Here is a 15821-nt window from a genome sequence, read left to right on the forward strand (position 1 = left end):
GGGTGTCGGGGGTGCCAGGGTCGGGGTGCGGGATCTGGACGGGCACTCGGTAACGCTACCGAGCGGCGGGCCGACCCACCGACCCGTTTCCTGTCGGAGGGTGCAGGCAGAATCACATTCGTGCTGGTGGCGGTGGTGGCAGATGAGCAGGGCGGGGGAGAGCTGTGCCCGCTCGACGCCGCCGGCCGCCCCGCCGGCCCGACCGAGACCGTCACCGACCTCGCGTCTGCGGTGGCCGCCCGGGAGGCGGTCGCGCGCCCGCGCTGGGTCTGGGCGAGCGCGGGCACGATCTACCCGGCGCTGCTACGGGCCGGGGTGCGGGTCGAGCGGTGCCACGACGTGGAGTTGACCGAGGCGTTGCTGCTCGGGCACGCCGGTCGGTGGGGCGAGCCCCGCGCGCTGGCCGCCGCCTGGGCCCGCCTGACCGGCGGGCCGGTGCCGGCCGACCCGCCGCCGCGTGCCGCCGCGCCGCCCGGGCACGGCCAGGGCGCGCTCTTCGATACGCTGCCGGGCCCGCCGGGCCCGGGCCTTGAGGCACTGACCCAGGTGTACGCCGATCAGCTCGCCCGGGTCTTGCGGACCGAGCACCCCGGCCGGTTCCGGTTGCTGGTGGCCGCCGAGTCGGCTGGCGCCCTGATCGCTGCCGAGATGGGTGCCGCCGGGCTGCCCTGGCGTGCGGACGTGCACGACGAGATCCTCGCCGAGTTGCTGGGTGAGCCGTCCCCGGTCGGCGGGCCGCCGCGCCGGTTGGCCGAGTTGGCGGCCCGGATCGCCGACGCGTTCGGCGTCCGGCGGCTGCACGCCGACTCTCCGGCCGAGTTGCTCCGGGCGTTCGCCCGGGCCGGCGTGGAGCTGCCCAACACCCGGGCCTGGGTGCTGCGCGGCGTGGACCATCCGGCGGTGCCGTTGGTCCTGGAATACAAGGAGCTGTACCGGATCTGGACGGCGCACGGCTGGTCCTGGCGTGAGCAGTGGGTTCGCGACGGGCGGTTCCAGCCGGAGTACGTGCCGGGCGGGGTCGTCTCCGGCCGCTGGGCGACCCGTGGCGGTGGCGCGTTGCAGATCCCCAAGGTGATTCGTCGGGCGGTGGTGGCCGACCCGGGCTGGCGGCTGGTGGTGGCCGACGCCGGTCAGTTGGAGCCCCGCGTCCTGGCCGCGGTCTCCGGGGACGGGCGGTTGGCGGCGGCGGGTGGGGCCGGTGACCTCTATGCCGCGCTGGCGCGGGAGTCGTTCGGCGGTGACCGTCCCCGGGCCAAGGTGGCGTTGCTGGGGGCCATGTACGGGCAGACCGGCGGGGCGGCGGTGCCCGCGTTGGCGGTGCTGAGAAACAGCTATCCGACCGCGTTCGGCTACGTGGAGGCGGCGGCGCGTACCGGCGAGGCGGGCGGCCTGGTGCGGTCCTGGTTGGGTCGGACGTGCCCACCGGGTGGCGTGGGGCCCGCCGACCCGGACGAGGGGCCGATCGACCCGGACGCCGCCGCTGACCGGCAGAGCCCGCGTGCGCGTGCCGCGCGGTCCCGGGGTCGGTTCACCCGCAACTTCGTCATCCAGGCCACCGCCGCGGAGTGGGCCTCCACGCTGCTGGCCACCCTGCGCGCCGAGTTGGCCGGCACCGACGCCGAGCTGGTCTTCTTTCAGCACGACGAGGTGGTGGCGCACTGCCCCGCCGAGCAGGCCGAGGCGGTGGCGGCGGCGGTGAGCCGGGCGGGCGAGCGGGCCACCGCGCTGCTGTTCGGCGAGACTCCGGTGCGTTTCCCGCTCGACCTGTCCATCGTCGACTGCTACGCGGACGCCGCCTGACGCGGCCCCTGGCGCTGATGATCGACTCCAGATCGGCGACCTGGGGGTTTCCCGGCGTCGGGATGCCGCCACCTCGGCGATCGGGAGTGGATCACCCGTCCGTTGCGTAACGGTTGCACTATTTTCCCTTTTCGCCCCGCCACCCGTGCGCGGCTCTCCTCGTTGCAGTGTCCGTAGGAGGGGCCGGCCGGTCACGGTCGGTCCCGTGCTTGAGGGGGCCCAGCTGAACCGGATCGCAGGAATGATCATCGCCGCAGGTGGTGGACGCCGTATCGGCGGTCCCGAGGCGCTGCTGCACCAGGGCGAGAAGCCACTGGTCAACCAGATGATCGACACGATGACCGAGGCGGGCTGCGAGCAGATCGTGATCGTGCTGGGCGCCGCAGCCGACCAGGTCCGGGAGACCGCCGACCTGGGCAGGGCCACCGTGGTGGTCAACAAGGCGTGGGGCACCGGGGTCGGCTCGTCCATCCGCGCCGGCCTGGCCGCGATGGACGACGCGGGCATCGAGGCGGTGGTGGTGGTGCCGGTCGACATGCCGGGCCTGACCGCGGCGGCCGTACGCCGGGTGGCCGCGCTGCCGTACCCGGACGTGCTGGTCTGCGCCACCTACGACGGGCTGCGCGGCTACCCGATGCTGTTCGGCCGCCGACACTGGTCCGGCATCGCCACCCTGGCCAGCGCCGACGTGGGCGCGCGGCCGTACCTGCTGGCGCACAAGGACCAGATCGTCGACATCGCCTGCGACTCGGTGGCCGACGGCAGCCGGGTCGACAGCCCGGAGTTGATGGAGCTCTACGGCCTCACCGTCCCGCCGCAGCGCGTCGGCGTGTAGCGGGCGCTAGGGCTGGTCCAGATTGCCGGTCGCGGCGAGGCGTCGGTACCAGTGCGCGCTGTCCTTCCAGGTGCGCTCCTGGGTGTCGTAGTCGACCCGGATGATCCCGAAGCGGCGGTCGTAGCCGTAACCCCACTCGAAGTTGTCCAGCAACGACCAGACGAAGTAGCCGCGCACGTCGGCGCCCTGCGCGCGGGCCTCGGCCATCGCGCCGATGTGCCGACGCAGGTAGTCGATCCGCAGGTCGTCGTGGATCCGTCCGTCGGCGGCAACCTCGTCGTCGAACGCCGCCCCGTTCTCGGTGATCATCAAGGGCTGGCCGGGATGTTCGCGCTGGAGCCGCAGCAGCAGCTCGGTCAGCGCCGGCGGGTCGATGTTCCACCCCATCGCCGTGTACGGGCCGGGCTGCGGCAGGAAGTCGACGTCGTCGGCGCCCACCCACGGCGAGTGCGCCGACGCGCCGTGACCGTCGGCGTCCGAGCGGGCCGAGTGCCCGTCCCAGGCGCGGACCAGGGTGCTGGAGTAGTAGTTGACGCCCAGCACATCCAGCGGCACGGCGGCCACCTTCTCGTCGCCGTGGCGCACGAAGGACCAGTCCGTGACGCCGGCCGTGTCGGCCAGCAGGTCGGCCGGGTACGCCCCGTTCAGCATCGGCCCGAGGAACGCCCGGTTGGCCAGCGCGTCGATGCGGCGGGCCGCGTCGACGTCCGCCGCCGCGTCCGAAGCCGGGCGGATGACGTGCAGGTTCAGCGTCACCGACAACTCGGCGGCCGGCGCCGTCTCCCGGACCACGCGACCCGCCAGGCCGTGCGCGAGGTTCAGGTGGTGCACGGCCGCCAGCGCCGCCGCCGGCTCGGTCCGACCCGGCGCGTGCACGCCGGAGCCGTAACCCAGGTACGCCGAGCACCACGGCTCGTTGAGTGTCGTCCAGGTGTGCACCCGGTCGCCGAGCGCGGCGACGATCCCCGCCGCGTACTCCTCGAAGCGCAGCGCCGTGTCCCGTACCGGCCACCCGCCGGCGTCCTCCAGCTCCTGCGGCAGGTCCCAGTGGTACATGGTCGCCACCGGGCGGATGCCGCGCTCCAACAGGCCGTCGACGAGCCGGGAGTAGAAGTCCACGCCGGCCTGGTTGAACCGGCCGGAGCCGCCCGGCTGCACCCGGGGCCAGGAGATCGAGAAGCGGTACGCCCCCAGGCCCAGCTCGGCGATGTGGTCGAGGTCCTGCGGCCAGCGGTGGTAGTGGTCGGCGGCCACGTCACCGGTGTCGCCGTTCAGCGTCCGCCCCGGGGTGCGGCTGTAGGTGTCCCAGATGGACGGGCCCCGGCCGTCCTCGCTGGCCGCGCCCTCGATCTGGTAGGCCGCCGTGGCCGAACCCCACAGGAAACTCTCCGGAAAGGCATGTGCCGTCACTGTCCTGCCACCTCCGAGTGGTACGCCGACGATTCACCCGCCACCAGGTCCGCCCTGGCCACGCCGTCGCGGAAACTTACCTCGAACTCCGCGCCGGCCCCCTGACCGGGCGACGGAATCCGTACCCGCCGCCGCTGCCCCTCGGCCGGAGCGTAGAGGCACAGGCGGACACCGTCCGCCCAGTCGTAGTCGGGCCGGTCGGAGCGCGCGCCGAACGCGATGACCGCGCCCGGCCGGGCGAGCACCGGCAGGCTGTCGAACTCGTGCTTCTCGGTCACCCAGGCCGGACCGGTGAGCTGGGCGCCGGTCAGCAGGTGCGTCCAGGTCCCGGCCGGGACGTAGAAGGTGACCTGACCGTCGGCGCTGAGCACCGGCGCGACCAGCAGGTCGGAGCCGAGCATGTACTGCCGGTCCAGGTACGCGGCGGCCGGATCGTCCGGGAACTCCACGATCATCGGGCGCATCATGGGGATTCCGTCGCGGTGCGCCTCCTCGGCCGCCGCCGCCAGGTACGGCATCAGGCTGAGCTTGAGCCGGGTGAAGTGCCGCAGCACGTCGACGGCCTCCTCGTCGTACGCCCACGGGACGCGGTACGAGCCGGAGCCGTGCAGCCGGGAGTGCGACGAGAGCAGACCGAAGGCGATCCACCGCTTGAACACGGCCGGGTCGGGGGTGCCCTCGAAGCCGCCGATGTCGTGGCTCCAGTAGCCGAAGCCGGACGCCGCCAGGGACAGCCCGCCGCGCAGCGACTCCGCCATCGCGACGAACGTCGCCTCGCAGTCCCCACCCCAGTGCACCGGGAACTGCTGCCCGCCCGTCGTGGCCGAGCGGGCGAACACCACCGCCTCGCCCTCGCCGCGCTCGGTCTCCAGCAGCTCGAAGACGGCCTTGTTGTAGAGGTAGGAGTAGTAGTTGTGCATCCGCTGCGGGTCGGAGCCGTCGTGCCACACCACGTCGGTGGGGATGCGCTCACCGAAGTCGGTCTTGAAGCAGTCGACGCCCATGTCCAGCAGGACCTTGAGCTTGCCGGTGAACCAGGCGACCGCGTCCGGGTTGGTGAAGTCGACGAGCGCCATCCCGGCCTGCCACTTGTCCCACTGCCAGACCGAGCCGTCCGGGTTGCGGACCAGGTAGCCGGCCCGGCGGCCCTCCTCGAAGAGGTACGAGCGCTGCGCGATGTACGGGTTGATCCAGACGCACACCTTCAGGTCGCGTTCGTGCAGGCGGCGCAGCATCCCCTCCGGATCGGGGAAGGTCGCCGGGTCCCAGACGAAGTCGACCCAGTGGAACTGGCGCATCCAGAAGCAGTCGAAGTGGAACACCGACAGCGGCAGGTCCCGCTCGACCATCCCGTCGACGAACTCGGTCACGGTCTTCTCGTCGTACGACGTGGTGAACGACGTGGACAGCCACAGCCCGTACGACCAGGCGGGCACCCGGGCCGGTCGGCCGGTCAGCGCCGTGTACCGGCGCAGCACGTCCTTCGGGGTGGGCCCGTCGATGACGTAGTAGGTGAGCGACTGGCCCTCGACGCTGAACTGGTTCTGCGCCACGACCTCGGAGCCGACCTCGAACGACACGTGCTCCGGGTGGTCCACGAAGACCCCGTAGCCGGCGCTGCTCAGATAGAACGGCACGTTCTTGTACGCCTGCTCGCTGGCGGTGCCACCGTCGGCGTTCCAGATGTCGACGGTCTGGCCGTTCTTCACGAACGGGCCGAAGCGCTCGCCCAGCCCGTACACCGTTTCGCCGACGCCGAGGGCGAGCCGCTCGTGCACGTGCCGCCGGCCCTGGCCGTCGGTGACGATCCCGACGCTGCGCGCGGTGGACGCGGTGAGCAACCGGTCGCCGTGCCGGAACTGGACCCGCCAGCCGTCGACCAGCGCGACCCGCGCGGTCAGTTCGCCGGTGGTCAGCGACGCGGTGATGCCGGTGATGTCGACGGTGACCGGCTGGCCGCTGTCGGCGGTCAACTCGAAGTGCGGCTCGCGGGGGAGCCCGCCGCTGTGGTGACCGATGGTCACCCCGATGACGCCCGGCGCGGGAGAGAAGAACCGGACGGTGACGACGGGCCGGTTCAGGGTGTCGCCCCGACCGGTGATCTGACCGGCCGGCGCGAAGACGGTGAAGCCGCTCTGGTCCGGCTCGACCGATTCCACCGCGCCGGGGCGGAGCACGCTGACCCCCGGGCGCAGTTGCCAGTACCCGTCGGTGAACTTCACTTCTCGGCTCCTGCCGTGATGCCGCGCGCCAGAGTGCGCTGGAAGATGAGGAAGAAGAGGATGGCCGGCACCAGGCTGATCAGCGCGCCGGCGTTCGTCGTCGGGGCGTCCATCAGACGGTCGCCCTGCAACGAGGCGAGCGCGACCGGAATGGTCTGCGTCTGGTTGTCGATCAGCATGACCAGCGGGATGAGGAACTCGTTCCAGGTCCAGATGAAGAAGAAGATGAGGAGTACGGCCAGGGTGGGTCGCAGGTTGGGGAAGACCACCCGCCACAGCACCGTCCACTTGCCCGCGCCGTCCAGCGCGGCGGCCTCCAGCAGCGAGCGCGGGAAGGTGCCCAGGACCGAGGCCAGCAGGTACGTGCCGAAGGCGCTCTGGATCACGGTGAAGATGATGATCACCGCGAGCCGGGTGTTGTAGAGGCCGACCTCCTTCGCCACGTAGTACAGCGGGTAGATCAGCGCCTCCTGCGGCAGCATGTTGGCCAACAGGAACAGCCCGACGATCCACAGTCGGCCACGGACCCGACCAATGCCGAGGGCGTACGCGTTCAGCAGGGACACGAGGACGCCGAGCACCGCCACGGAACCGGCGATGAGCGCCGAGTTCCACAGCTTGAGCGGGAAGTCGACCTCGTTCCAGTACGTCCGCAGGCCCTTCGTGTAGAACTCGCTGGGCCAGCTCAGCGGCCCGGCCGACGAATAGTCACCGGGCGACTTGAACGCGTTGAGCAGCATGAACGCGAACGGCACCAGCATGACGAGCGCGCCGACGGTGACCAGGGCGAGCACGACCCAGCGGCCGACGCCACGGTGGTGCCGGTCGCGGGCGTGCCGGTGGACCGGCGTCGGGGCCGGGGCCGGGGTGAGCGTCACGGCCATGTCAGAACCCCCGGTCCCGGCGCTCGGTGCGCGCCTGCCACCAGATGAAAACCCCGGCCACCACGACGATGATCAGTGTGAGCACCGTGGAGATCGCCGAGCCGTAGCCGACCTGGAGCTTCTTGAAGAAGGTGTAGTAGGCGAAGTAGGACGGCACGTTCGTGGCGTTCTCCGGGCCACCCCGGGTGAGCGCGAAGATCGGCCCGAACACCTTCAACGCCGCGATGGTGCAGGTCAGGGCCACCACGAAGGTCTCCGGCCGGATCTGCGGCAGGGTGATCGCCCGGAACCGGTGCAGCCAGTTCGCGCCGTCGACCTCGGCCGCCTCGTACAGCTCCGGGTCCACCCGCTGCAACGCGGCCATGAACACGACCACCGGGTAGCCGATCTGCACCCAGATCATCACCGCCATCACGGCCGGCAGCGCCGTGTCCGGGTCGCCGAGCCAGTCGTGGCGCAGCGCGCCGAGGCCGACCGCGTCGAGCAGGCTGTTGAACGCGCCGTCGGGGCGCAGGATCCAGCCCCACACGATGCCGGCGACCACCACCGGCAGCACCTGCGGGAGGTAGAAGGCGGCCCGCAGGCCGGCGGCCGTACGCGGCTGGAACCGGCGGCCGATGACGTCGAAGAGCACCGAGGCGAGCAGCAGCCCGAGTAGGGTCGGCACCACCACCATCGCGACGATCATCGCCACGGTGTTGCGGAACGAGGCCCAGAACACCTCGTCGTCCAGCAGCCGCTGGTAGTTGTCGAACCCCACGAAGGTGGGGTCGCCGATGCCCGACCACTTGGTCAGCGACAGGTAACCGGTGCCGACCAGCGGCGCGCCGATCACCAGGAGGAACAGCGCCGCCCCGGGGATCAGATAGAGCCAGTACGCGGCGTCACGGCCGCGAGGTCGGCGGCGGGGCGTCGGCGGGGTGGGTGTCGCCGTCGGTGTGGTGGCGGCGACGGTCTCGGAGACTGCCATGGAAGATCCTTCCCGGCGGGGCGGGCGGGCGCTCCGGTTGTGCCGGTCACGCCCGCCGCTCGCCGTGTCACTTGCCGGTGATCTCCTTGACGCCATCGGCGTACGGCTTGGCGATCGTGTCGAGCACCTGGTCCGGGGACTTCGACCCGTTGATCAGGCCCTGGAAGCCGCCGACCAGCACGTCGTAGTAGCCGGGCACCGGCCAGTCCGGGTAGAAGGCCAGACCGTCCTGCTTGCTGACCGTGTTGAAGTCCTCGATCAGCTTGCGGTCCTTCGGGTCGCTGATCTTCGAGGCGTCGGCGGCGATCGGAACGCCACCGTTGTTGCCGATCAGATCCTGGATCTCCGGGCGCAGGGTGATGTCGATGAAGTCGTACGCCAAGCTCTTGGCCTTGCTGTTCGACGGAACCACCCAGATGTTGCCCGACGACCCGGCGTTGAGGGTGTTGCCGGGGAAGAGGAACGTGTCCCAGTTGGCCTTCATCTCGGTCTTGAACCGGCCGTACCACCAGCTACCCGAGACGATCATGGGGGTCTTGCCGGCGATGAACGCGGTGCCCATGTCCTCGGCCTTGAGGCTCGCCGAGTTCTTGGCGACGTAGCCCTTGCGCACCCACTCGGCGAACGTGTCCGCGCCGTACTTGAGCGGGTCGGCCTTGAAGTCGACCGGATTCTTGTAGAGCTGGTAGTTGTCGACGAACTGCCGGTCGGCCTTGGAGAGCGCCAACTGGTAGAAGAGCTGCCCGGCCGGGTACTCCGCGCCGGCCATGCCCAGCGGGGTGATCTTCTTGCTGACGAAGGTGTCCATCGCGGCGGTCATCTCGGCCAGCGTGGTCGGCACCTTGACGCCGTTGCGGTCGAACAGGTCCTTGTTGTAGTAGACCGTGACGTACTCGCCGTAGTTCGGCACGCCGAACCAGTTGCCCGACCCCATCACGCCCTTGTCGCTGTACCGCGCGGTGGTCTGCAGACTGGGGCTGAGCTTGCCGGCCCAGCCACGCTTGTCGGCCTCGGCGCTCAGATCGGTGAGCAGACCCTGCGACGACAGCAGGCCGGCCGTCGCGTTGCCCTTGTTGTATTCCATGATGTCCGGGCCCTCGGACGAGTTGATGATCATCCCGGCGTTCTGCTGGATCTGCTCGAACGCCTTGCGCTCGAAGCGCACCTCGACGCCCGGGTGCTCGGCCTTGAAGATCTCGATCGCCTTGTTCCAGCCGACCCCCATCGCGCTGTTCTCGCTCTCGTAGTGCCAGAGCTTGAGGGTCTTGGCCCCGCTGTCGTCCTCGCTCTCGCCGCCGCCGCAGGCGGCCACGGTGGTCGTCGCGGTCGCCGCCAGGGCGATCGCCGCGACGATCCGGCGAAATCGCTGCATTGCTATCCTCCTCGTTGAGTATCGAGCCCGGTATCTCACTGGGCCCGTCGTCGCGTTGCCGCGCGGCGGCGGGCCGTTTTTACTGGTCAGCCCCCATGGGGTCGCTCCGGTCGTGGTGCCGCGGTCGATCCCCGCACCTCCAGCGAGCACGGCAGCAGTTGCTGGTGGCGCTCGTCGCCGGGGCCGTCCAGGTGGCGTACCAGCGCCTCGATCGCGATCCGGCCCAGGGTCGATCCGGGCGAGGTCATCGCGGTCAACGCCGGGGTGGCCAACTCGGCGACCTGCGGCGAGGTGACCATGGAGACCACCGACACGTCGTCCGGCACCGACAGTCCGCGCCCGGTCAGCTCACCGAGGATGCCGAAGAGCGCCGTCTCGTTCATCGCCAGCAGGGCGGTCAGCTCCGGGGCCCGGGTGAGCGCGGCGGCCAGGGCCGCCCGCCCGCCGGCGGCGCTGTCCTCGGCCGGGATCATGATCGGTTCCAGGCCGTGGCCGGTCATGGCCGTGACAAACGCGTCCCGGGTACGCAACGCCGGGCCGTAACCGCTGGCCAGCGTCGCCGCCGAGTGGTTGACGTAGACGATCCGGCGGTGCCCCAGGCCGACCAGGTGCGCGACGGCCTCCCGCACGGTCTGGTCGAAGTCGATGTCGACGAAGGACAACCCGGTGGCGTCGCCGGTACGCCCGATCAGCACCAGCGGCACTCCCGCCTCCTGGAGCACCGTGACCCGCTCGTCGGCGAGCTGCACCTCCATCAGCACAACGCCGTCGAGCATCCGCTGACTGGCCAGCCGTCGCAGGTCGTCGAGGTCGCCACCGCCGACCGGCGAGAGCACGAGGTGGTAGCCGACCGCGCTGGCCGCGGCGGCGGCACCGGTGACGAACGCGGTCTCGGTGGCGCCCAGACCACGCTCGTCCATCGGCATCAGCAGACCCAGGATGCGGCTGCGCCGGCTGGCCAACCCCCGAGCCATGGCGTTGGGCTGGTAGTCCAGCTCAGCCATCGCCGCGAGCACCTTGGCGCGAGTGGCCTGGGAGATCGGCCGAGCGCCGGTGAGCACGTACGACACGGTGCTGACCGAGACCTGCGCAAGGCGGGCGACGTCGTGCATCGTGGCCACCGCCCACCTCCTCCGGCCCGGAGTGGAACCGCTTCGGGATGATCGTCGAAGCGTTTCGACGAAACGTTTCGACAGACGCTAGGTCACGTGTTACGGCACCGTCAATAGCCGATGTCGAAAAGGAGTCGGCGAGCTGGCACCGGCGATCCGCAGATGCCCGCCAGGGCACGGCTGCGCTGTGTGGAGCACGTGTCTGGGCGCGCCTCGGCGTGCCGGGGCAGCAACTTCACTGATGTTGCTGTCTCCGGCGAGGCTGAGGCAGCAACTTCGGTGATGTTGTGAGGATCTTGGGCGCGGGGCGCGGGGCGCGGGGCGCGGGGCGCGGGGCGCGGGGCGCGGGGCGCGGGGCGCGAGGCGCGAGGCGCGAGGCGCGAGGCGCGAGGCGCGTCGATCTTGCGTTTTCTGCGCCGACAAAACGCGCAAACCTCAACACTCCGTCGACCGTAACTGCAAGATCGGCGCGAGCGGTTAAGTCCTGCCTGGCCCTCGCCCGGACAGCGCGGCAAGATCGCACTCGATCCAGGATCTGGTGGTGTCAGCGCGACGTTAGGCCACTACATCCTGGATCGAGTGCGATCTTGACGTCGGCGGCGCCCCGCATCGCGTCGATCTTGCACTTTCTGCGGCGACATAGGGCGCGAAGCAGGACGGATCGGCATCCGCAAGTGCAAGATCGGCGCGGTGAGCGCGGTGAGCGCGGTGAGCGCGGTGAGCGCGGTGGGGTGTGGCCTGGTGCGGGGTGGGTTTTATACGTCTATGTTGAGGCGTTGTAGGACTGAGGGCGCGATCAGGCCGGCGGTGGAGAGCACCACGATCACGGTCAACACGGCGCGCAGGACGACGACCTCGGTCTTGCTGCCGGTGCGCAGCGCGATGCTGTTCGGGAGGCCGATCATCGTCCACATGCGGCGGCGGATCGGAATCGGCCAGAGGATCGGCACCCCGGCCCTGGTGATCATGTCGCCGAGGATGTGCACGAGGCAGCCCACCCCGACGGCCGTGCCGATCAGCGGATAACCGCGTCCGCCCGGCAGGTTGGCGAAGGTGAACCAGGCGGCCCCGGCCGACGCGAGCGTCACGATCACCCAGCCGGCCCGTTCGGCCCACTCGTCGAAGAGCCCGCGCAGGGCCAGGCCGAACATGAAGAACAGGATCGTGATCACCGCCCACTTGCCGTACGCGGCGCAGAGCGCGGTGGTGCCCCAGCCGACCAGCAGCGTGAACGGGAGCGTGTGGGTGAGCGTGCGGTGCCCGTTGTTGCGACGCGGGTCCTTGCTGAGCTTCGTCGCGTAGTAGACGCCGAGTGAGATCTTCTCCATCACCTCGGCCACGAAGAGCGAGAAGACCCCGAACGTGCGGGCGACGGTAGCGCCACCCTGGTTGCGGGTCACCTTGCCGGACAGGTCGAGGTCGGGAAAGAGCGCCCCACCCGCGCACACCGCCGTACCCACCGCCAGCGCCAGCGGCGACTGGTGGTAGTCGGCGAACTGGTCCAGCGCCCAGGACCCGGCCAGCCATACCGCCGCGCCGGACAGCGCGTGCGACGGTCCCATCATCTTCGGCTCACCCTCCCCAGGGATCTTGAGCGCCAAAACTACGCCACTGTAGCCAGCACCGGTGTCGCAGGGGCGTCAGTTAACCCGTCCACAGCGGACAGTGTCAGAGGGTGGGCGTGAAGCTCTGCCGGATCATCACGAAGTATGCCGCGTTGACCTGCCAGTCGAACTCCTTTGTCAACCACGAGACGGTGTAGGCGTGTCCGGCCGAGGTGTTGGCGAGCAGCCGGATGCTGTGCACCCGTTCGCCGGCGGCGTTCTCCCAACTGCACTCCCAGAGGGCCCCGCCGTCGAACACGTCCAGCGCGGAGATGTCCAGCTTGCGGTAGCCGGGGAGCGCGTCGGCGGCGACGAGCCGCTCCTCCTGGGCCCTCAGGTGCGCCAGCGGATCGGTCCGTGCCGGTCCCGCCTCGACGCTGAGCACGCGCGCACCGCTGGGCTCCCGGAAGCAGGTCACCGCCCCTTCGGTCCAGCGTGCCCAGCCCACCGGGGCGGCGATGCGGAAGCCGGTCGGGTCGGTGTACCAGGTCCAGCCGTCCCGTAGCCCGTACCGCGCGTCCTTCGGTGGTGGGGTCGAGGGCACCGGCGTGGCCGTCGGTGGCGGGGGCGTGGCGCAGGCGAACGCGGCCGGTCGGGTGGCGGTCGCGCCGCCGCCGGAGCCGGACGGTGGCGTGCGGTCGTCCGAACGGTGCAGCAGCGCCGCCGTGACGCCACCGGTGACGAGCAGGGCCACCGCGGTCGCCGCCCCGCCCCAGGCGATGACCCGTCCGCGTCGGCCCGCGGCGCGGTCCCTCGGGCGACGGATCGACGTCGCCGGGTCCGGCGCGGGATCCGGAGCGCGGCCCGGGGCGGACGCGGCGGCCCGGGCCGCGCCGCGGACCGCCGCCACCGCGGTGGACCGTGCCGGCTGGGGCTGGTCGTGGTCGGCCGCCGCTGCCGCCGCGCGCAGCAGCGGCTCGGCCTCGGCGGCGGTCAAGCGCCGCCAGGGATCGCGCTGCAACAGGCCGCTGATCACCGGGCGCAGGGGGCCGGCCCGGCGCATCGGATCCGGCGGCTCGGTGGCCAGCGCGCTGAGCGTCGCCATCGCGCTGGACCGGGCGTACGGGGACTGCCCCTCGACCGTCGCGTAGAGCGTCGCGCCCAGCGACCACAGGTCGGTACGCGGGTCCGACACACCGTCGCGCGCCCGCTCGGGTGCGACGAACTGCGGGGAGCCGAGGACCAGGCCCGGTCCGGTCATCGCCCCGTCACCACCGTCGAAGGTGGCGAGGCCGAAGTCGGTGAGCACCACCCGCCCGTCGTCGGCGACCAGCACGTTGTGCGGCTTCACGTCGCGGTGCAGGACACCTGCGGTGTGCGCGGCCCGCAGCGCGGCGAGCACCGCAAGCCCGATCTGGGCGGTGCGGGTGGGGTTGAGCGGACCCTCGGCGTTGATGATCTGCTGCACCGACCGGGATGCCACGTACTCCATCACGATCCACGGGTTCTCGCCGTCGTGCACCACGTCGTACAGCCGGACGACGTTGGGGTGGTTGAGCCGTGCGGCGGTGCGCGCCTCGCGGAGCGTGCGCAGCCGTAGCTCCGCCCGCTCGGCCTCGGCCAGCCAGGCCGGCGGCACGACCTCCTTCACCGCCACGTCCCGGTGCAGCATCTCGTCGCGGGCCAGCCACACCCGGCCCATCCCGCCGGTGCCGACCAGGTCGAGCAGCCGGTACCGACCCGCGATCAGCAACTGCTGCACGGTCGCTCCCCCTCGGTCACCCTGCGTTACACGATAGCCACCGTCGCCGATTTTCTCATCCGCTGAGCGGCCTCGATCCACGCCGGACGGGGGGCCGGGCACGGCCATACGGCGCAGGTCAGCGGGGTGGTCGGAAACTGTTTCGCAGAATGGCCCAGTCCCCGTCCGCGGTGTTCCAGTCGCGGTCGTCGGTGATCCAACCCAAAGTCCAGAGCGACTCACCCACAATCTGTTGCCGGGCGTGGATCCGCGGACCGTCCGGGGCGTCCCACCGACACTCCCACTCCGCGCCGGTGTCGCCGGGGGCGAGCCGGATCTCGTCGTAGCCGGGCAGCGCGCCGGCCCGAGCGGCCTCGTCGCGGGCCGCCCGTAATCGGGTCATCGGGTCGGCCGCGCCGCCCTCGGCGACGCTCAACGCCCGGCCGGTTGCCGGGTCCTGGAAGCAGGCCACCGTGCCCTCCCGGGAGTAGTACCAGGTCGCCGGGACGGAGACCCGGAAGCCGGTGGTGTCGGCATGCCACACCCACCCCGTTGGCGGCCGGAACCGCTCGCCCGCGGCGGGTGACCCGACCGTGACCGGCGCGCCGACGACGTCGGGGCGGACGCAGGGGAACGGCGGCGGGGGCACGTCGCGGCCACCGGGCGGCGGCCGACCCGGACCGCCGCGGTGCGGGCCGCCCCGGTCGTCGCCGTACTCCCCGTCCGGCCCTCGGCCGTCGTCCACCTGTCCCGTGGTCGGGGTGGTGGTCGGCCCGGCGGTGCCGGTCGGGGCGTCGCCGGCCACGGCCAGCGCGGTGCCCACCCCGGCGGCGGCCGCCACGAGCAGTGCCGTGACGACCAGCGCGGCCCGCCGGGCCGCTGGCCGGCGGGCCGCTCGCCCCGTCGTGCCGGTGGCGGCGTCCGGCGGGTACCGGACGTCCGGCTCGTCGCTCGGGCGATCATCGAGAGGAGCGTCTCCGGGTGGGTCGACGCCGGAGCCGATCGGGTCGGGCACGGGCTGCGGGGCGGTGGAGTGGGTCACCTCCCCGGAAGTGGACGAGATGCCGGTCGGGCCTGCGGCGGCGCTGAGCAGCCGGCGGGCCTCGTCGTGGTCGAGACGGTCGTGCGGGTCGCGGCGTAGCAGCCCGTCGAGTACCGGCGCGAGCGGACCGGCGTGCGGGGCCGGGTCCGGTGGACCGGCCGCCAGCGCGCTGAGGGTGGCCATCGCGTTGCTGCGGGCGTACGGGGAGCGGCCCTCCACGGCGGCGTGCAGGGTGGCGCCCAGCGACCACAGGTCGGCGGCCACCGTGGACACTCCCTCCGCGGCCCGCTCCGGCGCGACGTACTGCGGGGAGCCGAGCACCATCCCGGGGCGGGTCATCGCGCCGTCCCCGCCGTCGAAGGTGGCCAGTCCGAAGTCGGTGAGCATCACCCGGCCGTCGTGGGCGACCAGCACGTTCTGCGGCTTGATGTCGCGGTGCAGCACCCCGGCCGTGTGCGCGGCCTCCAGGGCGTCGAGCAGGGCCAGGCCGATCCGGGCGGCGCGGGCCGGCTCCAGGGGCCCTTCGGCGTCGAGGACGTCCTGCAGGGTGCGCGACGGGACGTACTCCATCACGATCCACGGACTGCCCTCGACCTGGACGACGTCGTAGAGCCGGACCACGGCGGGGTGGTTGAGCCGGGCCGCGGTGCGCGCCTCGCGCAGGGTGCGCGAGCGCAGCTCGGCCCGCTCGTGGTCGGCCAGCCAGTTCGGCGGTACGACCTCCTTGACCGCGACCTCGCGGTGCAGCATCTCGTCGCGGGCCCGCCAAACCCGACCCATGCCGCCGCGGCCCACCAGGTCGAGCAGCCGGTACCGACCGGCGATCAGCACCTGCGCACGCTCCTCCTCGGCCGCTGTCCGGTGTACACCCTAACCAGCGGATCGGAAG

At 71.7% G+C, this 15821-nt stretch carries 11 protein-coding genes; 2 read left to right on the forward strand and 9 right to left on the reverse strand.

Annotation, left to right across the window (positions count from 1 at the left end):
- Positions 1-90 precede the first annotated feature (90 nt).
- Positions 91-1800 carry a bifunctional 3'-5' exonuclease/DNA polymerase gene (locus tag ACIBTX_RS09130; RefSeq protein ID WP_357128589.1) on the forward strand — a complete coding sequence of 570 codons (1710 nt, stop codon included), beginning with the start codon at positions 91-93 and terminating at the stop codon, positions 1798-1800.
- A gap of 241 nt (positions 1801-2041) precedes the next feature.
- Complete coding sequence (locus tag ACIBTX_RS09135; RefSeq protein WP_357128592.1) at positions 2042-2635, forward strand: NTP transferase domain-containing protein; 594 nt, start codon at positions 2042-2044, stop codon at positions 2633-2635.
- Between the two features lie 6 nt (positions 2636-2641).
- Here the strand turns inward: ACIBTX_RS09135 and ACIBTX_RS09140 are convergent, their stop codons facing one another.
- The 9 genes from ACIBTX_RS09140 to ACIBTX_RS09180 all read right to left on the reverse strand — a co-directional run bounded on the left by ACIBTX_RS09140 (position 2642) and on the right by ACIBTX_RS09180 (position 15763).
- Positions 2642-4045: a GH1 family beta-glucosidase gene (locus ACIBTX_RS09140; RefSeq protein WP_396832289.1), complete on the reverse strand. Its 1404-nt coding sequence runs from the start codon at positions 4043-4045 to the stop codon at positions 2642-2644.
- Positions 4042-6267 carry an alpha-xylosidase gene (yicI, locus tag ACIBTX_RS09145; protein ID WP_357128198.1) on the reverse strand — a complete coding sequence of 742 codons (2226 nt, stop codon included), beginning with the start codon at positions 6265-6267 and terminating at the stop codon, positions 4042-4044. The genes ACIBTX_RS09140 and yicI overlap by 4 nt, the downstream gene beginning before the upstream one ends.
- Complete coding sequence (locus ACIBTX_RS09150) at positions 6264-7151, reverse strand: carbohydrate ABC transporter permease (RefSeq protein WP_396832290.1); 888 nt, start codon at positions 7149-7151, stop codon at positions 6264-6266. The genes yicI and ACIBTX_RS09150 overlap by 4 nt, the downstream gene beginning before the upstream one ends.
- Before the next feature lies 1 nt (position 7152).
- On the reverse strand, positions 7153-8121 hold the full coding sequence (locus tag ACIBTX_RS09155) for a sugar ABC transporter permease (RefSeq protein WP_357128204.1): 969 nt from the start codon (positions 8119-8121) through the stop codon (positions 7153-7155).
- A 67-nt stretch (positions 8122-8188) separates the two neighbouring features.
- Positions 8189-9493, reverse strand: coding sequence for an extracellular solute-binding protein (locus tag ACIBTX_RS09160; protein ID WP_357128207.1), 1305 nt, complete (start codon positions 9491-9493; stop codon positions 8189-8191).
- 86 nt (positions 9494-9579) lie between these two features.
- Positions 9580-10605: a LacI family DNA-binding transcriptional regulator gene (locus ACIBTX_RS09165; protein ID WP_357128595.1), complete on the reverse strand. Its 1026-nt coding sequence runs from the start codon at positions 10603-10605 to the stop codon at positions 9580-9582.
- 755 nt (positions 10606-11360) lie between these two features.
- Complete coding sequence (locus tag ACIBTX_RS09170; RefSeq protein ID WP_357128210.1) at positions 11361-12170, reverse strand: metal-dependent hydrolase; 810 nt, start codon at positions 12168-12170, stop codon at positions 11361-11363.
- A 103-nt stretch (positions 12171-12273) separates the two neighbouring features.
- Complete coding sequence (locus ACIBTX_RS09175; RefSeq protein WP_396832291.1) at positions 12274-13911, reverse strand: serine/threonine-protein kinase; 1638 nt, start codon at positions 13909-13911, stop codon at positions 12274-12276.
- Between the two features lie 118 nt (positions 13912-14029).
- The gene (locus ACIBTX_RS09180; protein WP_396832292.1) at positions 14030-15763 is read right to left on the reverse strand and encodes a serine/threonine-protein kinase; all 1734 of its coding nucleotides are present in this window, start codon (positions 15761-15763) and stop codon (positions 14030-14032) included.
- Between the last annotated feature and the right edge of the window lie 58 nt (positions 15764-15821).

Origin of the sequence: Micromonospora sp. NPDC049359 (assembly GCF_044466585.1) — a bacterium.
Taxonomy (GTDB): Bacteria; Actinomycetota; Actinomycetes; order Mycobacteriales; family Micromonosporaceae; genus Micromonospora.